At 60.3% G+C, this 20524-nt stretch carries 20 protein-coding genes and 1 pseudogene; 13 read left to right on the top strand and 8 right to left on the bottom strand.

Going from position 1 to position 20524, the window contains the following annotated elements:
- Positions 1 to 6: 6 nt before the first annotated feature.
- From araH to LOY68_RS23265, 6 genes are all read left to right on the top strand, one after another.
- Entirely contained in the window at positions 7 to 975 is a 969-nt protein-coding gene (gene araH, locus LOY68_RS23290; RefSeq protein WP_054052214.1) for an L-arabinose ABC transporter permease AraH, read from the top strand.
- A gap of 225 nt (positions 976 to 1200) precedes the next feature.
- Positions 1201 to 1914, top strand: coding sequence for a GntR family transcriptional regulator (locus LOY68_RS23285; protein ID WP_213939951.1), 714 nt, complete (start codon positions 1201 to 1203; stop codon positions 1912 to 1914).
- A complete protein-coding gene (locus tag LOY68_RS23280) occupies positions 1911 to 2909 on the top strand; it encodes an ADP-ribosylglycohydrolase family protein (protein ID WP_265040240.1) in 999 nt (332 codons plus the stop codon). Before LOY68_RS23285 ends, LOY68_RS23280 begins: the two co-directional genes overlap by 4 nt.
- Positions 2910 to 3088: 179 nt before the next feature.
- On the top strand, positions 3089 to 4555 hold the full coding sequence (locus LOY68_RS23275) for a purine-cytosine permease family protein (RefSeq protein ID WP_163913058.1): 1467 nt from the start codon (positions 3089 to 3091) through the stop codon (positions 4553 to 4555).
- On the top strand, positions 4548 to 5477 hold the full coding sequence (locus LOY68_RS23270; protein ID WP_265040238.1) for a PfkB family carbohydrate kinase: 930 nt from the start codon (positions 4548 to 4550) through the stop codon (positions 5475 to 5477). The genes LOY68_RS23275 and LOY68_RS23270 overlap by 8 nt, the downstream gene beginning before the upstream one ends.
- Positions 5478 to 5736: 259 nt before the next feature.
- Positions 5737 to 6708 carry a YiiG family protein gene (locus LOY68_RS23265; protein ID WP_265040236.1) on the top strand — a complete coding sequence of 324 codons (972 nt, stop codon included), beginning with the start codon at positions 5737 to 5739 and terminating at the stop codon, positions 6706 to 6708.
- A gap of 172 nt (positions 6709 to 6880) precedes the next feature.
- Here the strand turns inward: LOY68_RS23265 and LOY68_RS23260 are convergent.
- The 5 genes and pseudogenes from LOY68_RS23260 to LOY68_RS23240 form a co-directional block, all read right to left on the bottom strand.
- Positions 6881 to 6943 (bottom strand): annotated as a pseudogene (locus LOY68_RS23260) (termination factor Rho); the annotation flags it as partial.
- A 94-nt stretch (positions 6944 to 7037) separates the two neighbouring features.
- Positions 7038 to 7292 (bottom strand): hypothetical protein, encoded by a 255-nt coding sequence (locus LOY68_RS23255; RefSeq protein ID WP_054051813.1) that lies wholly within the window; start codon positions 7290 to 7292, stop codon positions 7038 to 7040.
- Between the two features lie 53 nt (positions 7293 to 7345).
- Positions 7346 to 7681 (bottom strand): hypothetical protein, encoded by a 336-nt coding sequence (locus LOY68_RS23250; protein WP_054051815.1) that lies wholly within the window; start codon positions 7679 to 7681, stop codon positions 7346 to 7348.
- An 84-nt stretch (positions 7682 to 7765) separates the two neighbouring features.
- A complete protein-coding gene (locus tag LOY68_RS23245) occupies positions 7766 to 8968 on the bottom strand; it encodes an MFS transporter (protein WP_265040234.1) in 1203 nt (400 codons plus the stop codon).
- Positions 8969 to 9081: 113 nt separating this feature from the next.
- Positions 9082 to 9735, bottom strand: a complete 654-nt coding sequence (locus tag LOY68_RS23240) for an HD domain-containing protein (RefSeq protein ID WP_265040232.1) — start codon at positions 9733 to 9735, stop codon at positions 9082 to 9084.
- A gap of 229 nt (positions 9736 to 9964) precedes the next feature.
- Between LOY68_RS23240 and LOY68_RS23235 the strand changes: the two genes are divergently transcribed.
- The gene (locus tag LOY68_RS23235; RefSeq protein ID WP_265040230.1) at positions 9965 to 10447 is read left to right on the top strand and encodes a GNAT family N-acetyltransferase; all 483 of its coding nucleotides are present in this window, start codon (positions 9965 to 9967) and stop codon (positions 10445 to 10447) included.
- On the opposite strand, the gene LOY68_RS23230 is transcribed toward LOY68_RS23235, so the two are convergent.
- Positions 10444 to 10887 (bottom strand): hypothetical protein, encoded by a 444-nt coding sequence (locus LOY68_RS23230; RefSeq protein WP_265040229.1) that lies wholly within the window; start codon positions 10885 to 10887, stop codon positions 10444 to 10446. The two genes, LOY68_RS23235 and LOY68_RS23230, sit on opposite strands and share 4 nt — an antisense overlap.
- Positions 10888 to 11079: 192 nt before the next feature.
- On the opposite strand from LOY68_RS23230, the gene LOY68_RS23225 reads away from it, so the two are divergent.
- The 5 genes from LOY68_RS23225 to LOY68_RS23205 all read left to right on the top strand — a co-directional run bounded on the left by LOY68_RS23225 (position 11080) and on the right by LOY68_RS23205 (position 16275).
- Positions 11080 to 12072: a 2-dehydro-3-deoxygalactonokinase gene (locus LOY68_RS23225; protein WP_265040227.1), complete on the top strand. Its 993-nt coding sequence runs from the start codon at positions 11080 to 11082 to the stop codon at positions 12070 to 12072.
- Between the two features lie 19 nt (positions 12073 to 12091).
- Positions 12092 to 12712 carry a 2-dehydro-3-deoxy-6-phosphogalactonate aldolase gene (locus LOY68_RS23220; protein WP_265040226.1) on the top strand — a complete coding sequence of 207 codons (621 nt, stop codon included), beginning with the start codon at positions 12092 to 12094 and terminating at the stop codon, positions 12710 to 12712.
- A 64-nt stretch (positions 12713 to 12776) separates the two neighbouring features.
- Positions 12777 to 13925 carry a galactonate dehydratase gene (dgoD, locus tag LOY68_RS23215; RefSeq protein ID WP_090186690.1) on the top strand — a complete coding sequence of 383 codons (1149 nt, stop codon included), beginning with the start codon at positions 12777 to 12779 and terminating at the stop codon, positions 13923 to 13925.
- Between the two features lie 175 nt (positions 13926 to 14100).
- Positions 14101 to 15411 (top strand): MFS transporter, encoded by a 1311-nt coding sequence (locus LOY68_RS23210; protein WP_265040222.1) that lies wholly within the window; start codon positions 14101 to 14103, stop codon positions 15409 to 15411.
- A gap of 60 nt (positions 15412 to 15471) precedes the next feature.
- Positions 15472 to 16275, top strand: coding sequence for an IclR family transcriptional regulator (locus LOY68_RS23205; RefSeq protein WP_054613878.1), 804 nt, complete (start codon positions 15472 to 15474; stop codon positions 16273 to 16275).
- Here the strand turns inward: LOY68_RS23205 and LOY68_RS23200 are convergent.
- Positions 16272 to 17324, bottom strand: coding sequence for an NAD(P)-dependent alcohol dehydrogenase (locus tag LOY68_RS23200; RefSeq protein WP_265040221.1), 1053 nt, complete (start codon positions 17322 to 17324; stop codon positions 16272 to 16274). The two genes, LOY68_RS23205 and LOY68_RS23200, sit on opposite strands and share 4 nt — an antisense overlap.
- A 191-nt stretch (positions 17325 to 17515) precedes the next feature.
- Between LOY68_RS23200 and LOY68_RS23195 the strand changes: the two genes are divergently transcribed.
- Positions 17516 to 18406: an AraC family transcriptional regulator gene (locus LOY68_RS23195; RefSeq protein WP_265040219.1), complete on the top strand. Its 891-nt coding sequence runs from the start codon at positions 17516 to 17518 to the stop codon at positions 18404 to 18406.
- Positions 18407 to 18590: 184 nt separating this feature from the next.
- Here LOY68_RS23195 and LOY68_RS23190 read toward each other — a convergent pair whose 3' ends face one another.
- Positions 18591 to 20255, bottom strand: a complete 1665-nt coding sequence (locus LOY68_RS23190; protein WP_054613881.1) for an electron transfer flavoprotein-ubiquinone oxidoreductase — start codon at positions 20253 to 20255, stop codon at positions 18591 to 18593.
- Between the last annotated feature and the right edge of the window lie 269 nt (positions 20256 to 20524).

Genomic DNA, 20524 nt, shown 5'->3' with positions numbered 1-20524 from the left:
ATTATGATGACTATCCAAAACAACGCTCTGCCTACCCAGCGCAAACCCCTGGACCTGCGGCGTTTTCTTGATGACTGGGTCATGCTGCTGGCGGCCATCGCCATCTTCGTCGCCTGCACCTTGCTGATCGACAACTTCCTCTCGCCACTGAACATGCGCGGCCTGGGCCTGGCGATTTCCACCACCGGGATCGCCGCGTGCACCATGCTTTATTGCCTGGCGTCCGGGCACTTCGACTTGTCGGTGGGTTCGGTGATTGCCTGTGCCGGCGTGGTCGCGGCGGTGGTGATGCGTGACACCGACAGCGTGTTCCTCGGTGTCGCGGCGGCGCTGTTCATGGGGCTGATTGTCGGCCTGATCAACGGGATCGTGATCGCCAAGTTGCGCGTCAATGCGTTGATCACCACGTTGGCGACCATGCAGATCGTGCGCGGCCTGGCGTACATTTTTGCCAACGGTAAAGCGGTGGGCGTGTCCCAGGAACAGTTCTTTGTGTTCGGCAACGGCCAGTTGTTCGGCGTGCCGGTGCCGATCCTGATCACCATCGTGTGCTTCCTGTTTTTCGGCTGGTTGCTGAACTACACCACCTACGGCCGCAACACCATGGCCATTGGCGGTAACCAGGAAGCGGCGTTGCTGGCCGGGGTCAACGTGGACCGGACCAAGATCATCATCTTCGCCGTGCACGGTTTGATCGGTGCGTTGGCCGGGGTGATCCTCGCGTCGCGCATGACCTCGGGCCAACCGATGATCGGCCAGGGTTTTGAACTGACCGTGATCTCGGCGTGTGTGTTGGGCGGGGTGTCGTTGAGCGGCGGGATCGGCATGATCCGGCACGTGATTGCCGGGGTGTTGATTCTGGCGATCATCGAGAACGCGATGAACCTGAAGAACATTGATACGTTTTATCAGTATGTAATTCGCGGTTCGATTCTGTTGCTGGCCGTTGTGATTGACCGACTGAAACAACGCTGAGATTTTTGTTGATCTGACTGACGCCTTCGCGGGCAAGCCTCGCTCCTACGGGTTGTGTGTCGTGCGCACATTTTGCGGCTGACATTTAACCTGTAGGAGCGAGGCTTGCCCGCGAAGGCTTTGTACCTGACACCCCCCATACCGCGCATCGCCTTAGCCACCTCCCGTCACCTCCCGAAAAATATCCCTTGCTCGCCCGACCCTGTTTCGGTTATCACTTTGTACATGATTAGACAGGTTCGATTTGACAAGAAACAACGGGTGGTCGACGAGCTCATCCGGCGCATCGAAAGCGGCCTCATGGAGGACGGCTTTCTGTTGCCGGGCGAGCATCAGTTGGCTCAAGAATTCAAGGTCAGCCGCGGCACGCTGCGTGAAGCCCTGGCCGAACTGAAGAGGCGCAACTACATCGCCACGCAAAGCGGAGTCGGCTCAATCGTCACCTTCGACGGTGTGGTGCTCGATCAGCGCAGCGGCTGGGCCCAGGCTCTCGCGGACAGCGGGGCGCTGGTCAACACCGAAGTGCTGCGGTTGGAGGCGATCAGCCGGCCAGACCTGCTGTCGCGCTTTGGCACCGACAAATTCATCACCCTCGACCGTCGCCGCCGGGCCAATGACGGCACGCTGGTGTCCCTTGAACGTTCATTGATGCCCGCCACCGGAGGCCTGGAAAGCTTGCCGCGAGTGGGGCTGATCGATAACTCGTTGACCATCACCCTGGCCGCCTACGGTTACATCGGCGAACGCGGTGATCAATGGATCGGGGCCGAGCCGCTGAACGCCGAAGATGCCGAATTGCTCGGTCGTCCGCTCGGCACGGTATTCCTCAAGGCCCTGCGCACCACGTACGACCGTCAGGGCCGGTTCATGGAACAGGTCGAAAGTTTGCTCGACCCCGTACATTTTCGTCTGCACCTGCAATTTGGAGAGTCAAAGTGACCGCGCTCAATCGTGCCTTGGGCGCGTTCTATGGTTTGGCCCTGGGCGACGCCCTGGGCATGCCGACCCAATCCCTGAGCCGTGCCGAGATCAAGGCGCGCTTCGGCGAAATCACCGACCTGGAAGATGCCGGCCCCGATCAACCGATCGCCGCCAACATGCCCAAGGGCTCGATCACCGATGACACTGAACAGGCGATCCTGGTCGGTCAGTTGCTGATCGAAGGCGAAGGCTGGATCGAACCTTCGATGCTCGCTCAACGGCTGATCGAATGGGAAGCCGAGATGCAGGCCAAGGGCTCGCAGGATTTGCTCGGCCCATCGACCAAACGCGCGATCGAGATGATCCTCGCCGGTCATTCGCCGGAAGAAGCGGGGCGCTACGGCACCACCAATGGCGCGGCGATGCGTATTACGCCGGTCGGGATCGCAGCGGATGTCGCCGATCCGGAACGCTTCATCAGGGCAGTCGTGCAGGCCTGCCAGGTCACCCACAACACCACGCTGGGGATTTCCAGCGCGGCGGCGGTGGCGGCGGTGGTCTCAGCCGGGATCAACGGCATGGACCTCGGCGAGGCGTTGAACCTGGGCATGCAAATCGCCCAGCAAGCGGAAGGTCACGGTCACTGGGTCGCGGGTGGACGCATCGCCTCGCGGATCAGTTGGGCGCGGACCATCAGCGTCGACAGCGACAAGGCCTTGCTGGCCGACTTGCTCTACGACGTGATCGGCACGTCGGTGGCCTCGCAGGAGTCGGTGGTGGTGTCGTTTGCCCTGGCCCAGCAAGTGGCCATCGGTGAGATGAACGCTTTCGACGCCGTGTGCATGGCCGCGAGCCTGGGCGGCGACACCGACACCATCGCGGCAATTCTCGGCGCGATGCTCGGGGCTTGCCTGGGGCTGGAGAGTTGGCCGGCGGCGATGATCGGAAAGATCAAAACCGTGAATGGTCTGGAGCTGGAACCCCTTGTGAAAGGACTCCTCACTCTTCGCTGAGGATCGACACCCCCGTAGGAGCTGCCGAAGGCTGCGATCTTTTGATCTTGGCAGCCTTGAGGCGACTGTAAATCAAGATCAAAAGATCGCAGCCTTCGGCAGCTCCTACGCGGAGTTGCGCAGGTCACTTAGAAATCCGTCTGCCCACAACCAAAACAATGGCAACAGGAGCATCCATCATGAGTTCATCGAACGCCGGGCCAAGCGCCGGGCAACTGGAAACCCGTGGCATCGAACCGGTCCCGGAAAGCGAGTGCAACGGGCATCCGCTGCAACTGTTCTGGGTCTGGTTCGCCGCCAACATCTCGATCCTCGGCCTGCCGTTGGGCGCGACCCTCGTGGCCTTTCGCGGCCTGGCGATCTGGCAAGCAATCATCGTCGCGATCCTCGGTGCTGCCGGTTCGTTCGCGGTGGTCGGGATCATCTCCATCGCCGGCCGTCGTGGTCGCGCACCGAGCCTGACCCTGTCCCGGGCGATCTTCGGTGTTCGCGGCAACATCGGCCCGACCGTGGTCTCGCTGATGTCGCGCCTGGGTTGGGAAACCGTCAACACCACCACCGCAGCTTTCGTGTTGCTGTCGTTGTGCTCGATCCTGTTCGGCTCGCCGGTGGAAGCGAAAAGCGCTCCCGTCTTGACGCTGATCTTCATCGCGATTTTCGTCCTGCTGACCCTGTCGGTCTCCGGCCTCGGCCACGCCACGTTGCTGGTGATCCAGAAGTGGGCGACCTACGTGTTCGGCGCGCTGAACATCCTGGTCGGCGGCTTCCTGTGCGCCACCATCGACTGGAGCGCGGTGTTCAACGCCACGCCGGCACCGCTGAGCGCAATGATCATCGGCGTCGGCACCATGGCTGCCGGCACCGGGATCGGTTGGGCCAACGCCGGTGCCGACATGTCGCGCTACCAGCACAAGAGCGTCAAAGCCGTGCGCCTGGTGGCGTCGGCCGCATTCGGCGCGGGGATTCCGCTGGTGCTGCTGATCACCCTCGGCGGCCTGCTGTCGGTGGGCAACAACGACCTGGCCCAGGCCACAGACCCGATCATCGCAATCCGCGACATGCTGCCGACCTGGATGGCCGTGCCATACCTGATCACTGCATTCGGCGGGCTGCTGCTGTCGAATAACCTGTCGGTGTACTCCGCCGGTTTGACCACGCTGACCCTCGGTTTGAAGGTCCCTCGCGTCTACGCGGTGGTAGTCGATATCGTCGCGATCTTCGCCGGTTCCATCTACTTCATGCTGATTGCCGACAGCTTCTACGGCCCGTTCATCACCTTCATTTCCCTCTTGGCAGTGCCGATTACCGCATGGGTCGGGATCTTCGTGGTCGACTTGATTCATCGTCATTACTACAGCCCCAAAGACCTGCTGGACGTCAGCCCAAGCAGCGCCTATTGGTATCGCGGCGGCGTCGAATGGCGTGCTTTCGGCGCGTGGGCATTTGCGATCGTGCTGGGTTTCAGCTTCACCACCATCGGCACCACCGCCGAAAACGTCTGGTTCCGCGGCTTCTTGTCCGACTCGTACTTGGGGCATAACGGCCTCGGCTGGATCGTGACCTTCCTGGTCGCCGGCGGGATTTACTTTGTACTCGGCGGGGCCAAGGATCGTCGTGCTGCAATGATAGAGAATGCTCATGCCTAAGATGTTGCATACCGGCCAGGTCATCATCGACCTGGTCATGGCCGTGGATAAACTGCCCCAGGCTGGCGGCGACGTACTGGCGCAATCCGCCAGTTTCGAGGCCGGCGGTGGCTTCAATGTGATGGCTGCCGCCCAGCGTAATGGCTTGTCGGTGGTCTATCTCGGCCGCCATGGCACCGGCCGTTTCGGGGATTTGGCCCGAGAAGCGATGAAGTCTGAAGGCATCCAGATCGGCATCGCCCACAAAGCCGAGCGCGATACGGGTTTGTGCGTCGCGGTGACCGACGCTTCGGCCGAGCGCAGTTTCATTTCCTACATCGGCGCTGAAGGTGAGGTGAGCGCTGAAGACCTGGCGAGTGTGCCGGCGGAGGCGGGCGATTATGTCTACGTCAGCGGCTACAGCCTGTTGCATGTCGGCAAAGCCCAAGCGCTGGTGGACTGGGTGCTGGCGTTGCCGAAAGGGATCAACGTAATTTTCGATCCGGGTCCGTTGGTGGATTCGCCGGATGAGCCGTTGATGAAAGCGCTGCTGGCGCGGATTGATGTGTGGACCAGCAACGGTGTCGAAGCGCTGCGGTTTACCGGGGCGTCGGACATTGCCGAGGCGCTGGATCGATTGGTCGAGCATCTGCCGGCCGATGTGTTGATGGTGGTTCGCGATGGGCCGCAGGGTTGCTGGATCAGCCAGCGTGGCGAGCGTCAGCATGTGCCCGGTTTCAAGGTTGCTGCGGTGGACAGCAATGGCGCCGGGGATGCGCACGCCGGAGTGTTCGTGGCCGGGTTGGCGCAAGGGTTGCCGGTGGTTGAGGCGGCGCGGCGGGCGAATGCGGCGGCTGCATTGGCGGTCACTCGGTGGGGGCCGGCGACTTCGCCGGGGACGGCTGAGGTGGATTCGTTGATTCGCGAGACGTTTGGCGGCTGATCCGACGCTTTCGCGGGCAAGCCTCGCTCCTACAGTTGATCGGTGACACAGGCTGATCAACTGTAGTGATGTCAGCAGGCTATTTGCTATCCGGTGTGAAAATTCGCACAATGCGCGCCCCAGGAAGGGGAAGCGTCTGACAACCTGTCAGGCCAGTTTCGTACGCTCAAGGAGAGAGTCCCTCGTTGCAAAACCTCCCGTTGAACACCCCCCGGCACGCCATGCATGGCCCGCCGCGTTTTTTTATGGAAGATCAAAAATGAACTACCGGATGATGATTGGCGCGACCCTGGTCGCCGCCTCTGCGATGCTCGCTGGTTGTGGCGACAAGCCCGACGCGACCGCCAGTGCCCAGCCGAGCCAAAGCGCCGCTGAACAGCAGCAGATCGAGAAATACAACCAGTACGTCGATGTTGCCAATAGCCTGACCACGTCTTTCCAGGAAGCCCGGGAAAACTATGTGACGCAACAGATGCCGCTGTTGCAGGGTAAGGAAGCGCCGACCTCGATGCGTATCGAGAATGACATCCTCGTGGATCGCTCGGCGAAGCAGCTGGATGCCGCTGCTGCCATCGACACCCCGATTGTCGAAATCGATGCCGCCGCCAAGGACTTTTCCGCTGCGCTCAAAGTGTTGTCCCCGTTGAGCCACGAGCTGAACAACTACGCCAACTCCAAAGGTTACCTGGCCGACAATGGCGACAAGGCGCGTCAGTTGAGCAAGGATTACGTGGCTGCGCTGACCCTGGTCGCGCAGAAGGAAGAGGCGTTCTACAAAGGGCTGAGCGATCGCGATCAGGCGCTGACCAAAGAGGCGTTCGACAAGGCGCCGAAAGACACCGCGGCTTACTATCGCGCCGGGGTGATCTACTACGGCAAAGTCAACAATGCCGATGCGAACGTATTGTTCGCCGCACCGAATGACCCGAAAGCACTCGACGCTTTCGAAAAATCCCTGGCGCAGGTCGCGGATGCCGCGGCGGGTTGGGACAAGAAAGTCACCGAACAATCGGCCAAGTCCGGCAAGAGCTGCAACGGCGGCATGCTGGAGATCAATGATTTCCTGGGTCTGTCCCGCTCGCTGGTCAAAGACATCAAGGACGGCGTGTTCAAGCGTGAAGAAACCGGCATCATGGCGCGCATGAGCAGCTCGAACATCGTTAACTCGGCTAACCGCTACAACAGCAAATACTCGAACGTGATTGACCGGTTCAATCACCCGCTGTGCTGAGCAGGTCTCAAGACATCTGGTGTCTGACCTGACGCCTTCGCGGGCAAGCCTCGCTCCTACAGGTTCACGCAACCCCCCTGTAGGAGCGAGGCTTGCCCGCGAAGGGTCCCTCAAATTCAACACAAGTCCCGAGCGCTAGCCCGCCTTGCCCAACGCCTCAATCAACGCCTGCTTCGATGTGCTCGGCCTTGCGCTTTTGCTCGGCGGTGTATTGGTCTTTGCTTCCACGAGGCATGGGATTTCTCCTGGCTTCACGAATATAAAAAAGGATCGCAGCCTGCGATGCATGGCGTGCATCCGAAGACTGCGATCCTTTGATCTTGCTGCGGTTAAACGTCCAGCTTACGCGCCGCTTCAACCCCCGCTGCGCTGAGTTTTATCGGCAGGTTCAGCGAATGCTCGCCGGCCTCGTTGCAACTGACATGGCCATGCTGGATCAACCCGCGATCCTGCAAAGCGGCGAGGGTACTGGCCACGACTTTCTCCCCCCGGTAATTGTCCAGGACCTCCTTGCCCAAACCACTTGGATGGGCGTGCAACAGGCGGGTCAGGACTTCATGTTCCAGGTTTTTATCGACGTTCATGGTTACCTCTTTCATGGATGTGGATAGGGTGTTGCGTCGCTCGCGTGGGCGAACTATTTACCGGCACCTTCAGAGCCCGAACCACCGGTGGTGGTTTTCGAGCTCGTGCCGCTGCCGGCGTTATCGGGTGTCTGGTTGTCCGGCGTATTCATCCCGCCCTGACGGCCAGTGTCACTGCCTTGCAACCGTGGATCGGTGCCAGTGGCAGGCGGCAGACTGCTGTCGATTCCCGAGCCGTTGGTGTTCATGCCGGGGGCACTCTGGATGGCAGGGGCCTTGGGTTTTTCGACCGGGTCGGTCGGGCCGGTGCCGGTCGCCGTAGTGGCGGCGAGGGCCGAGGTGGACAACAGGGCAGCGAGAGCGAGAGTCGTCAGGCGGGACATGATCATGGTGTCGTCTCCAGATTATTAGAGTCCTTACCTGATATTGGTCCGCCCCCGATTTGGATTGGTGCCTGATTAACGACGAACGGTTCAGGCCTGTTGCAGGTTTTTGGCGATGGCTTTGCGCCAGACCAGCCGGCCCACGGTGATAGACCAGTTCAACGCGGCGATCAGCAAAACTGTAAACAATAATGTCGCCATCCCGTATTCGACGATGATCTTCCCGGCCAGCAGCGGGAAACCGAACACACCGATAAAGTAAGACAGGCTAAACAGCAGCAAGGCTTGCGCCGTGGTACCGCTCGGCGCTTCGTTCGCCGCCAGGCCGTTGATCACCGAATACGTCAGGCCGTAGCCGACGCCGAGCATGATCGCCGCGAGTAGATAGGTGAAGCTGCTGTCGACCACGAAGCTGAACATTATGATCGAGCCCATCATCAGCCCTGACAGCAGGCAGGAGGCGAGGAACGGATCGCGCTTGACTACGAAGCTGGCGATCAGCATCCGGCTGCTAATGGCCGCGCCCATGAAGCCGAAGAAAAACAGCGAGTAATCCAGTGAGCGGGATGCGGCGTAGCTGGTCTGGAAACTCGACAACCCGCCGAACACGCAGCCGCCGAGGCCGACCATGATGATCGGGAACAGCGCTTTGGACGACAGCACTTGGGCCGTTGCGCGCCAGGAAATTCGCGAGATGGCCGTCGAGTTCGTGTGTGCCTGTTTGAGTTGCGAATCCAGCCGCCAGAACAGTAAAACGCCGATCAGACTCGCCAATGCCGCCAGGTAAAACGCGGCCGTCACCGGATAGCCCAGGGCGCTGGCGGCGCGTCCCAGCAATGGACCGCTACCAATCCCGGTCATCATGCTGCCCGACAGCAGCGCAAGGTATTTGGCCCGTTGGGCCGGCGTCACCAGGCTCGCCACGATGATCGGTCCCAGGGTGTAGAACACCCCCCAACCGAGGCCCAGCAACAGCCCGAAAAACAGCAGCAGGTTGCCGAACCCTGGTGTCAGCGCGAAACCCAGGCTCGCGGCCACCAGCAAAATGCCGAACAGCGCGATGGAACGGGCCGCACCGAGCACGTCAGACAGGTGCCCGGAGACGACTACCGCCGCAAAGGTGCTGAGCATCGCCGCCGAAATCACGCTGCCTGCGTCATGCTCGTTACCGCCCCGGGAACCGATCAGCAGCGAGAGCAAGAACGTCGAGCCGTAGGACAGCGACAGCAGATAACTGGCGAGGCAAAACAGGCCGAACAACTTGCTCGGGACGTGGGGCGGCGCGGTAGACATGAGGCGGTTCCTTGACCCGATAGACGTGCGGTTTATCTATCTACCATGGGAGGCGTCGCCGTTAGGTCCGAGGTTGTCGATTCCAGGGTTAGTGCTGACCGGAGTAAGGGCTTTCAGCCAACGCCGATTTCTTCCTTGAACAACTCCATGAAGCCCTTGAGCCGTTGATGGCGAATCTGTGCCAAGTGTTGACCCGTGGTGGTCTGGAAACCGTCCACGAGGTGCAGCAGCTTGGTCTGGAAATGGTCGAGACAGAAGCGCTTGTCGTCATAGTCGCGGGCCTTGGCTTCCGGGTCCTGTGGGTCGTACAGCGCACTGCCCATGCGCCCGGCGATGTAGAAGGTTCGCGCAACGCCAAGCATGCCGAGGGAGTCGAGACGGTCGGCGTCCTGCATGATCCGGGCTTCGAGGGTAGTCGGGGTGATGTTGGCGGAAAAACTGTGGGCTTCGATGGCGTGGGCGACGGCGGCGATTTTTGCGTCGGGCCAATTCAGGGACGTCAGCAGTGTTGCCGCTTTGTCCGCCGCCAGTCGTGAGGCTTGGGAACGCAGCGGCGAATTCTTTTCCACCGCCACGCAGTCATGTAACAGCACCGCCGCCAACAGCACCTCCAGATCTCCGCCTTCTTGCGCCTGAAGCGTGCGCACGTTGTGCCACACCCGCTGCAAGTGCGACAGGTCATGGGCACCGTCTTCCGAGGGTTCCAGGGCGTGGGGCAGCAGGGTTTCGGCGAGAGGTTGCAGTGGGGCGAAGGCGGTGGCGCTCATAAACATCCTTTTTTGCGAAATCTTTTCAACAGACAGGTTACTTTTTGTGGCGAGGGAGCTTGCTCCCGCTGGGTTGCGCAGCAGCCCCAACCCCGGACGCCACGGTATTTCAGTTCCAACGGCATCGCCAGTTTTACGTCTGCTGCGCAGCCGAACGGGAGCAAGCTCCCTCGCCACACGCCGCGTGCCGCCTTAGTATGGCGTTTTCCACTTTTGACAAGGCACGTCCATGACGATCGACATCCGCCCGGCGACCCCCAGCGATGCACCGCAAATCCTCGCGTTCATCACTGAGCTGGCCGACTACGAACGTGCCCGCCACGAAGTCATCGCCAGCGTTGCCGACATCGAACGCAGCCTGTTCAGCGAAGGCGCCACCGCCCACGGCCTGATCTGCCTGCGGGACGGCTTGCCGATCGGCTTCGCAGTGTTTTTCTTCAGCTATTCCACCTGGCTGGGCAGCAACTGCCTGTACCTCGAAGACCTCTACATCACCCCCGAGCAACGCGGTGGCGGCGCCGGCAAAACCTTGCTGCGCCACCTGGCAAAAATCGCCTGCGCCAATGATTGCGGGCGTTTTGAGTGGAGCGTGCTCGACTGGAACAAACCGGCCATCGAATTCTACAAATCCCTCGGCGCGCAGCCGCAGGAAGAGTGGGTGCGATATCGGATGGATGGAGCGGTGTTGCGGGGGTTTGCCGAGGGTAATTAATCAGTGGCTTCCCAATTACCGCTGAGCATACCGTCGAGTGTTTGTCGGACCGTGATTTTGAAAACGCCCGCCTTACCTTCATCAAACGCTGCTCTCCAGACTTCATAACCCTTGCTGAAGTCTGGAAGCTCGGTCGTGTGCCCAACCCGACGGGTGATGCTGCGTTCAACGGCTTTGGCCTGGAAGGGCAGATGAGGCAAATCATTGAATTCATTGCCTGCCACCGGGTTGATCATCCGGATGCCGTCGACCCTGATGTGAACGACCTTGCCCAGTTTGGGATAGTTTTCGATTTTCAAAATGGTCAGGGTCGAAGCCTCTTCACCTGGCCGGGTTTTGTACGCCCAGATATCGCCGATCTTCAATGTGTCCGATGCGCTGAACGCAAAGGTGGACCAGAGGGTGGCGCAGAGCAGCAGTGCTTTCAGAGCAGACTTCATTTTCTTCCTTGAATACCGGTTAAGGCGGGCGCCTCATTAGTGAGGGCTCGGCATTTTAAAGCGTTGTCGGAAAAAATCTTGTCACAGTTGTAAATCCCATAATATGGGAGTGATATTTATATATTGAGATTTGTGCGTCTCCGGGTTTATAGTCCAGCTCACTCACTGCCAATAAACAAAACAGGTGAAGCGATGCTGGCGCAATTGATCGCGCTCGATTGGGGGACAACCTCATTACGTGCTTACAAACTCGCCGCGGGTGGCCAGGTGCTGGAACAGCGTTCGCTGTCGTCCGGGATCATGCAGTTGCCCCGGACGCCGCGAATCATCAACGGCCAGGAATGCACCGACGGTTTTGAACTGGCCTTCGACGAGGCCTGTGGTGACTGGCTCGACGCTCAGCCCGATCTGCCGGTGATTGCTTGCGGCATGGTCGGCAGCGCCCAGGGCTGGCGCGAAGCGGCCTACCGGGATACGCCGGCAAACGTCGCCAATCTCGGAACTTCCCTACAAACCGTACGCAGTCTTCGCGGTGTCGATGTGCACATCGTGCCGGGTGTGATTCAGCGTTCGCACCTGCCGAACGTGATGCGCGGCGAAGAAACCCAGGTGCTTGGCGTATTGCAGACGCTGCCGAGTGGCAAGGGTGACGATCTGTTGATCGGCCTGCCGGGCAGTCATTCGAAATGGGTGGAAGTGGCCGACGGCTGCATCGTGCATTTCGACACCTTCATGACCGGCGAAATCTTCGCCGTGCTCAGTGAACACAGCATTCTCGGGCGCACCCAGCAACAAGGTGCGTCGTTCGATGGCCAGGCGTTTGACCGGGGCGTGCAAGTGGCGTTGTCGGCGGACGGCGAGATCGGGCCGTTGTCGACGCTGTTCAGTGCGCGCAGCCTCGGGCTGACCGGCGAACTCAGCGCCACCGCCCAACCGGATTATTTGTCCGGCCTGTTGATCGGTCATGAACTGTCGGCCCTGGCCAATGTTCAGCGGCGCCGACGCGACAGCGTGCACTTGCCTTCGATCATCCTCATCGGTAACGCCCAACTCTGCGCCCGCTACAGCCGGGCCCTCGACGCCTGCGGTTTTGCCAAGGTGACGTTGGCCGAACAGGCCACCGAGCGCGGGTTGTGGCAACTGGCGGTCGCCGCCGGATTGGTCTCACAACATCCATCCCGTTAAACCTGACTGGAGGTCTGACATGCTCAAGCAAGCCCTGGCGCAAAACGGCCTGATCGCGATCCTGCGCGGCCTGCGCCCTACAGAGGCGGCGGCCATCGGCAACGTCCTGTATGCCGCCGGATTTCGCGTCATCGAAGTGCCGCTTAATTCCCCCGAGCCGTACGAAAGTATCCGCATCCTGCGCAGTACCTTGCCGGCCGATTGCCTGATCGGCGCCGGCACGGTGCTGACACCGGAACAGGTCGAGCAAGTGAAAGCGGCGGGCGGCCAAGTGATCGTCATGCCTCATAGCGATCCCAAGGTTCTGCGTGCAGCGAAAGCGGCGGGGCTGTTCCTGTCGCCGGGCGTGGCGACGCCGACCGAAGCCTTTGCCGCATTGGCCGAAGGCGCGGACGTGCTGAAGATGTTCCCCGCCGAACAGATGGGGCCAGCCGTTGTAAAAGCCTGGCTCGCGGTGTTGCCGGCCGGGACCATTCTCGCGCCAGTTGGCGGGATCACGCCGGACAACATGCAGGTGTTTATCGACGCGGGCGTCAAAGGTTTCGGCCTGGGTTCCGGGTTGTTCAAGCCGGGCATGACGCCTGATCAAGTGGCCGCCAATGCCAAGGCCTACGTCGCTGCATGGAACGCTCTGCGTTAAGAATTTTTGGGCGCCGAGCGCGCTACATCTAATAAGAGCTGCACTTATAAAAAGAGAGCATGAGATGAAAATCACCAAACTCACTACCTTCATCGTTCCGCCGCGCTGGTGCTTCCTCAAGATTGAAACCGACGAAGGCGTGACCGGTTGGGGTGAGCCCGTGGTCGAAGGCCGCGCGCACACCGTCGCGGCAGCCGTTGAAGAATTGTCCGACTACCTGATCGGCAAAGACCCACGCAACATCGAAGACATCTGGACCGTGCTCTATCGCGGCGGCTTCTATCGCGGCGGCGCGATCCACATGAGCGCACTGGCCGGCATCGACCAAGCGTTGTGGGACATCAAAGGCAAGGCCCTGGGTGTGTCGGTCAGCGATTTGCTGGGCGGTCAGGTGCGGGACAAGATTCGCGTGTATTCGTGGATCGGTGGCGACCGTCCGGCCGACACCGCGCGTGCGGCCAAAGAAGCGGTGGAGCGTGGTTTCACTGCAGTGAAAATGAACGGCACCGAAGAGCTGCAGTTCCTCGACTCCTTCGAAAAAGTCGACCTGGCCCTGGCCAACGTCGCCGCCGTGCGTGACGCGGTCGGCCCGAACGTCGGCATCGGCGTCGACTTCCATGGCCGGGTGCACAAGCCTATGGCCAAGGTGCTGATGAAAGAACTCGACCCGTACAAACTGATGTTCATCGAAGAACCGGTGCTCAGCGAAAACTACGAAGCGCTGAAGGAACTGGCGCCGCTGACCAGCACCCCGATTGCCTTGGGCGAGCGGTTGTTCTCGCGCTGGGATTTCAAGCGTGTGCTCAGCGAAGGTTACGTCGACATCATTCAGCCTGATGCTTCCCACGCCGGTGGCATTACCGAAACCCGCAAGATCGCCAACATGGCCGAAGCCTACGACGTGGCGCTGGCGCTGCACTGCCCGCTGGGCCCGATTGCCTTGGCCGCCTGCCTGCAACTCGACGCGGTTTGCTACAACGCGTTCATTCAGGAACAGAGCCTGGGCATCCACTACAACGAGAGCAATGACCTGCTGGATTACGTCAAGGATCCGCGGGTGTTCGACTACGACAAAGGCTTCGTGAAGATCCCGAACGGCCCGGGCCTGGGGATCGAGATCAACGAGGAATACGTGATCGAACGCGCGGCGGTCGGCCACCGCTGGCGCAACCCGATCTGGCGTCATGCCGATGGCAGTTTTGCGGAGTGGTGAGTTCTTCCTGACCCCACACCCATCCCCTGTGGGAGCGGGCTTGCTCGCGAAAGCGGTCGATCATTCAGCATTGATATCGACTGACACACCGCATTCGCGAGCAAGCCCGCTCCCACAAGGGGACTGCGCAAGTCTTTAGATTCGCCCTCAATAAACATAAGAAGAGGCATCCCTCATGCAACCGCAAACCCTTACCGGGCAGGCGTCGTTGGTGACGCCCAGCCGCAAGCGTTTTTTCATCATGGTGCTGCTGTTTATCACCGTCGTGATCAACTACCTGGACCGCAGCAACCTGTCGATTGCCGCTCCGGCGCTGACCAGTGATCTGGGGATCGATCCGATTCATGTCGGGCTGATTTTCTCCGCCTTCGGCTGGACCTACGCCGCCATGCAAATCCCCGGCGGCTGGCTGGTGGATCGCGTGCCGCCACGGATTCTCTACAGCGTCGCGCTGCTCTTGTGGTCGCTGGCCACGGTGATGCTCGGTTTTGCCGGCAGCTTCATCGCGCTGTTCGTGTTGCGCATGGCGGTCGGTGCGCTGGAAGCCCCTGCTTATCCGATCAACAGCCGCGTGGTCACCACCTGGTTTCCCGAACGCGAACGCGCCACGGCCATCGGTTTCTACACCTCCGGACAGTTTGTCGGGCTCGCATTCCTGACGCCGGTACTGGCCTGGCTGCAACATGAATTTGGCTGGCACATGGTGTTCGTCAGCACCGGTGTGGTCGGCATTATCTGGGCGGTAATCTGGTACGCGGTGTATCGCGAGCCACGGGATTTCAAGGGCGCCAACGACGCGGAAATCGACCTGATCCGCGAGGGTGGTGGACTGGTAGACATCCAAGCTGAACAAGCCAAAGTCAAAGCCAAATTCAGCTGGACCGACCTCGGGATTGTCCTGAGCAAACGCAAGCTCTGGGGCATCTACCTCGGCCAGTTCTGCCTCAACTCGACGTTGTGGTTTTTCCTGACGTGGTTCCCGACTTACCTGGTGAAATATCGCGGCATGGACTTCATCAAGTCCGGCCTGTTGGCGTCGCTGCCGTTTCTCGCGGCCTTCGTTGGTGTGCTGTGTTCCGGGTTCTTCTCCGACTTCTTGATCCGTCGTGGCTACACCGTCGGGTTTGCCCGCAAGTTGCCGATCATTGGTGGTCTGCTGATTTCCACTTCGATCATTGGCGCCAACTTCGTCGAGTCGACGCCGCTGGTGATTGCCTTCCTCGCGTTGGCGTTCTTCGGTAACGGGCTCGCCTCGATCACCTGGTCACTGGTGTCGACGCTGGCCCCGGCGCGGTTGCTCGGATTGACCGGTGGGGTGTTCAACTTCATCGGCAACCTGTCGGCGATTACCACGCCGATCGTGATCGGTTTCCTCGCCACCGGTGATTCGTTCGCCCCGGCGATCACCTACATCTCGGTTCTGGCATTGATTGGCGCGCTTTCCTACATCTTGCTGGTGGGCAAGGTCGAGCGTATCAAGTTGTAGTGGCAGCCGTCGGGCGACCATAATGCCGCCCGTTCCCTCGCTCAACGGTAAAGGCTGGATATGCAGGAAGACGCCCCAAAAATCGCCAAGGACGCCGCACCGACCGGCACCCAGACACTGCTTCGTGGTCTGGGTGTGGTTCAGGCCGTGGCCAGTGGCGCCCGCGATCTCAAGGAAATTGCCCGGCTGATCGGCACCACGCGCAGCACTACCCATCGCCTGGCCAGTTGCCTGGTGGATGAGCGTTACCTGCGTGTCGTGCCGCAAGTCGGCTATCTGCTGGGGCCAAAGCTGATCGAGCTGGGTTTCCAGGCGCGGGAAGAACTGCCGCTGGTGACATTGGCCGGGCCGTATCTGGATGAGTTGTCGGCGTTGACCGGCGACACCATTCACCTGGCGATTCGTGAAGGCGACGAGGTGCTGTACCTGCACAAGAATCCGGGGCGCAATGGCCCGGAAATGCGTTCGCGGGTCGGCCATCGCATGCCGTTGGCGCGCACCGGGATCGGCAAGGCGCTGATGCTCGATGACACCCAGGAAGACTGGAAACGTCTGTACGAAGTCAGCCTTCCGGCCGGTGGGAAAAATCAGTTCTGGCCGCAGCACCCGGAGCAGTCCTGGGAGCAGTTTCAGCAGCGCATGATTGAGTATGTGGCGGGGGGGTACGCGTTCGATCTGGAAGACAACGAACCGTCAATCCGTTGTGTGGCGGCGCCGATCCGCGATGCCAGCAAGCGCATTGTCGCTGGCATCAGCATCGCCAGCACCGTGCCGTATATGCCGCTGGAAAAAATGGCCGAGCTGATTCCCCTGATCAAAGGGGTCACGGCCCGGCTCTCGGCTGAGCTTGGCGCGAAGGTTTAGACCTTCAACGTCGCCATGTCGATCACAAAGCGGTACTTCACATCACCGGCAATCATGCGGGTGAACGCTTCGTTGATCTGATGGATGTTGAGCATTTCGATGTCGCAAGTGATGTTGTGCTCGGCGCAGAAATCCAGCACTTCCTGGGTTTCTGCGACGCCACCGATCAGCGAACCGGCGAGTACGCGACGGTTCATCACCAGTTTGCCGGCGTGGACTGGCGGATCAATCGGCTCGATCAAACCCACCAGAATGTGCACGCCGTCGAAACGCAGGGTATCGAGGTACGGATTGAGGTCGTGCTGCACCGGAATGGTGTCCAGCAGGAAGTCGAAGTGCCCGGCGGCGGCCTTCATCTGTTCGGCATCGGTGGACACGATCACGTGGTCCGCGCCCTGGCGACGACCTTCTTCAGCCTTGCTCGCCGAGCGGGTGAACAACGTCACTTCCGCACCCATGGCCTTGGCGAACTTGATGCCCATGTGACCCAGGCCACCCATGCCGAGAATCCCGACCTTGTCGCCAGCCTTCACGCCGTAATGCTTGAGCGGCGAGTAAGTGGTGATGCCGGCGCAGAGGATCGGCGCGGCGCTGGCCAGGTCGAGTTTCTCCGGGATGCGCACCACGAAGTGCTCGCTGACCACGATGCTGTCGGAGTAGCCGCCCATGGTGTTGCTGCCATCGACCCGGTCCGGGGTGGCGTAAGTCATGGTCGGACCTTCGAGGCAATATTGCTCGAGGTCGGCCTGGCAGGCTTCGCAGCTGCGGCACGAATCGACCATGCAACCGACACCAACCAGATCGCCGATTTTGTGTTTGGTGACGTTCGCACCGACGGCGGTAACTTTGCCTACGATCTCGTGGCCGGGCATCAGTGGGTAAACGGCAATGCCCCACTCGTTGCGGGCCTGGTGGATGTCGGAATGGCAGACGCCGCAGTAGAGAATATCGATCGCGACGTCGTCGGCCCGAGGGCTGCGACGTTCGAATTTCACGGGGGCGAGGGGAGTGGTGGCCGACTGGGCGGCGTATCCGATAGCGGTGTACATGAGGAGCCTCGCAAAAGCAGTGACAGATGAGATGCGCCATTTTGGGGGGCGTCACCGCTGTCATCCATGACGATTCCTCCGGGTGTCATGCCTAATCCTCCGGGATGTACCGTTGATGGGTCGCATTGCCGGCCAGACCTGCGATGATGTTTTCATCCCTTTTTTCGTCACTTTTGTGTGAAGAGCTGCCCATGTTGTTGACCCGTCATCTGGATGCCAACGCCACGCTGGTTTCACTGATTCAACCGCTGACCACCCGCGACGGTTTCGCCCCCACGGCGCTGCCGGGCGTGCAGGTGTTGCGCGCCAGTTGCGACGTGGCTCGGGGGCCGCAGATCTATGAGCCGAGCCTGGTGATCATCGTTCAGGGCAGCAAACTGGCGTACCTGGGGCCGCGAACCCTGGAATATGGTGCAGGTCATTACCTGATTCAGGCACTGCCGGTGCCATTCGAGTGCGAAACCTTTGCCGCGCCGGAAGGGCCGATGCTGGGGATTTCCATCGCCATCGACCGGGTGTTGCTCGGTGAGTTGGTGTTGGCCATGGGGTTGGTGTCGGGGCGCAGTGTTGCGGCGCAGACGCTGGAGTCGATGACTTCGGCGGTGCTCGATGACGAGATGCGTGGTTGTATTGAGCGGCTGTTGCGTTGCCTGCACGATCCGCTGGAATGCCAGATCATGGGCCCGGCGCGTTTGCGTGAATTGTTATTCGTGGCGTTGCGTGGACCCCAGGCCGATGTGTTGCGGGCATTGGTGGAACAGCAGGGGCAATTCGCGCGGATTGCCGCTTCGCTCAACCATCTGCACGGGCATTTCACCGAGCCGTTGAATGTCGAGACCCTGGCCAGTTGCGCGAACATGAGCGCGTCGACCTTTCATGAGCATTTCAAACGCAGCACGTTGTTGTCGCCGGTGCAGTATCTGAAGCGTTTGCGGTTGCTCAAGGCGCAGCAGTTGTTGCTGGGTGAAGGATTGGGCGTGGCGCAGGTGGCGCATCGGGTGGGGTATCAGAGCACGTCGCAGTTCAGTCGCGAATATAAGCGCTACTTTGAGCGTAGTCCGGGGGATGAGCGCGCTGCATAAGTTGACGATGATCCCCTGTGGGAGCGAGCCTGCTCGCGAATGCGGTCGATAATTCAGCATTGATGTTGATTGAGATACCGTATTCGCGAGCAGGCTCGCTCCCACATTGATATTGGGTGATCTCATAAATCCCGGGCAACAAAAAGGCCCCCATGTCGGGAGCCTTGATGTTCAGGCGTGCAACTTACATGTTCGGGTAAGTCGGGCCGCCGGAGCCTTCCGGCGCCACCCAGGTGATGTTCTGTGCAGGGTCCTTGATGTCGCAGGTCTTGCAGTGAACACAGTTCTGGGCGTTGATCTGGAAGCGCTTCTCGCCGTCTTCCTTGGTGACCACTTCGTACACGCCGGCCGGGCAGTAGCGCTGGGCAGGCTCATCGTACAGCGGCAGGTTCTTGCTGATCGGGATGCTCGGGTCGGTCAGCTTCAGGTGGCACGGTTGTTCTTCTTCGTGGTTGGTACCGGAGATGAACACCGAGCTGAGTTTGTCGAAGCTGATCTTGCCGTCCGGTTTCGGGTAATCGATCTTCTTGCAGTCGGCCGCCAGCTTCAGGCACGCGTAATCCGGCTTGGTGTCGTGCAGGGTGAACGGCAGTTTGCCGCCGAAGATGTTCTGGTCCAGCCAGTTGAAACCGCCGCCAACGATGGCGCCGAACTTGTGGATCGCCGGGCCGAAGTTGCGGCTGGCGAACAGTTCGTCGTAGAGCCAGCTCTTCTTGAACGCGTCGACGTAGGTGGTCAGTTCTTCGGTGCCGTCTTTCTCGGCGAACAGCGCTTCGGCGACGGATTCAGCAGCGAGCATGCCGGACTTCATCGCGGTGTGGCTGCCTTTGATCTTCGCGAAGTTCAGGGTGCCGAGATCGCAACCGATCAGCGCGCCACCCTTGAAGACCATTTTCGGCAGCGAGTTCAGGCCACCCTTGCAGATGGCGCGAGCGCCGTAGCTGATGCGCTTGCCGCCTTCCAGGTACTGCTTGAGCACCGGGTGATGCTTGAGGCGCTGGAACTCGTCGAACGGCGACAGGTAGGTGTTGCTGTAGGACAGATCGACGATCAGACCGACGACCACCTGGTTGTTTTCCAGGTGATAGAGGAACGAGCCACCGGTGTTCTCGGTGCCCATGATGTCCAGCGGCCAACCGGCGGTGTGGACCACCAGGCCTGGCTGATGCTTGGCCGGGTCGATTTCCCAGATTTCTTTCAGGCCGATGCCGTAGTGCTGGGCGTCGGCATCGCTGTCGAGGTTGAAGCGCTTGATCAGCTGCTTGCCGATGTGGCCACGGCAACCTTCGGCGAACAGCGTGTACTTGCCACGCAGTTCCATGCCCGGGGTGTACAGGCCTTCCTTCGGATGGCCTTCGCGGTCAACGCCCAGGTCACCGGTGATGATCCCGCGAACCACGCCGTTCTCGTCGAACAGCGCTTCCTGAGCGGCGAAGCCCGGGTAGATTTCCACACCCAGATTCTCGGCCTGCTGGGCGAGCCAGCGGCACAGGTTGCCCAGGGAGATGATGTAGTTGCCTTCGTTGTGCATGGTCTTGGGCACAAAGAGGTCAGGGATTTTCTGCGCGCTGTCGGCGTTCTTGAGAACGAAGATGTCATCGCGGGTGACCGGCGTGTTCAGCGGGGCGCCGAGTTCTTTCCAGTCCGGGAACAATTCGTTCAGGGCGCGTGGTTCGAACACGGCACCGGACAAGATGTGAGCACCGACTTCGGAGCCTTTTTCGACCACGCAGACGCTGATTTCCTTACCGGCTTCAGCAGCCTTCTGCTTCAAGCGGCAGGCGGCGGAAAGACCAGCGGGGCCGGCACCGACGATGACCACGTCGAATTCCATGTATTCGCGTTCCACAGGTTATCTCCTACTCAAGGCTCAACAGTTTTTTTTCTAATTGGAGGTTTGGTGTCGCATCCATGAATTCCGGCGCAAGGTCGGAAGAGGACAATCGATGAACCACCTTTCTCTCTGGGTGGCGCATTATATCTACACCACTCCTAGCGTCCAATACAAACGTTTGTTTGAATTGGCTCCAGGCCTGATAAATCAAAGTAACGCGGCTTATGACTGGCCATTTTGCCGTATTGACCGGAATAGGTGTTCCGGTCAAGATACGGGCGGTT

The organism is Pseudomonas sp. B21-053 (genome assembly GCF_026016365.1).
GTDB classification, from domain to species: Bacteria; Pseudomonadota; Gammaproteobacteria; order Pseudomonadales; family Pseudomonadaceae; genus Aquipseudomonas; species Aquipseudomonas nunensis.
The sequence above is the reverse complement of the archived record's forward strand: the minus strand, read 5'-3'. Positions and strand labels throughout refer to the sequence as shown.

Excerpts from the sequence above, each read along its gene's own strand:
- LOY68_RS23245 (WP_265040234.1), bottom strand. The coding sequence starts at position 8,968 with ATGTCTACCGCGCCGCCCCACGTCCCGAGCAAGTTGTTCGGCCTGTTT.
- dgoD (WP_090186690.1), top strand. The coding sequence starts at position 12,777 with ATGAAAATCACCAAACTCACTACCTTCATCGTTCCGCCGCGCTGGTGC.
- araH (WP_054052214.1), top strand. The coding sequence starts at position 7 with ATGACTATCCAAAACAACGCTCTGCCTACCCAGCGCAAACCCCTGGAC.
- LOY68_RS23265 (WP_265040236.1), top strand. The coding sequence starts at position 5,737 with ATGAACTACCGGATGATGATTGGCGCGACCCTGGTCGCCGCCTCTGCG.
- LOY68_RS23240 (WP_265040232.1), bottom strand. The coding sequence starts at position 9,735 with ATGAGCGCCACCGCCTTCGCCCCACTGCAACCTCTCGCCGAAACCCTG.
- LOY68_RS23225 (WP_265040227.1), top strand. The coding sequence starts at position 11,080 with ATGCTGGCGCAATTGATCGCGCTCGATTGGGGGACAACCTCATTACGT.
- LOY68_RS23195 (WP_265040219.1), top strand. The coding sequence starts at position 17,516 with ATGTTGTTGACCCGTCATCTGGATGCCAACGCCACGCTGGTTTCACTG.
- LOY68_RS23250 (WP_054051815.1), bottom strand. The coding sequence starts at position 7,681 with ATGATCATGTCCCGCCTGACGACTCTCGCTCTCGCTGCCCTGTTGTCC.
- LOY68_RS23270 (WP_265040238.1), top strand. The coding sequence starts at position 4,548 with ATGCCTAAGATGTTGCATACCGGCCAGGTCATCATCGACCTGGTCATG.
- LOY68_RS23230 (WP_265040229.1), bottom strand. The coding sequence starts at position 10,887 with ATGAAGTCTGCTCTGAAAGCACTGCTGCTCTGCGCCACCCTCTGGTCC.
- LOY68_RS23285 (WP_213939951.1), top strand. The coding sequence starts at position 1,201 with ATGATTAGACAGGTTCGATTTGACAAGAAACAACGGGTGGTCGACGAG.
- LOY68_RS23200 (WP_265040221.1), bottom strand. The coding sequence starts at position 17,324 with ATGTACACCGCTATCGGATACGCCGCCCAGTCGGCCACCACTCCCCTC.
- LOY68_RS23255 (WP_054051813.1), bottom strand. The coding sequence starts at position 7,292 with ATGAACGTCGATAAAAACCTGGAACATGAAGTCCTGACCCGCCTGTTG.
- LOY68_RS23220 (WP_265040226.1), top strand. The coding sequence starts at position 12,092 with ATGCTCAAGCAAGCCCTGGCGCAAAACGGCCTGATCGCGATCCTGCGC.
- LOY68_RS23205 (WP_054613878.1), top strand. The coding sequence starts at position 15,472 with ATGCAGGAAGACGCCCCAAAAATCGCCAAGGACGCCGCACCGACCGGC.
- LOY68_RS23275 (WP_163913058.1), top strand. The coding sequence starts at position 3,089 with ATGAGTTCATCGAACGCCGGGCCAAGCGCCGGGCAACTGGAAACCCGT.
- LOY68_RS23235 (WP_265040230.1), top strand. The coding sequence starts at position 9,965 with ATGACGATCGACATCCGCCCGGCGACCCCCAGCGATGCACCGCAAATC.
- LOY68_RS23210 (WP_265040222.1), top strand. The coding sequence starts at position 14,101 with ATGCAACCGCAAACCCTTACCGGGCAGGCGTCGTTGGTGACGCCCAGC.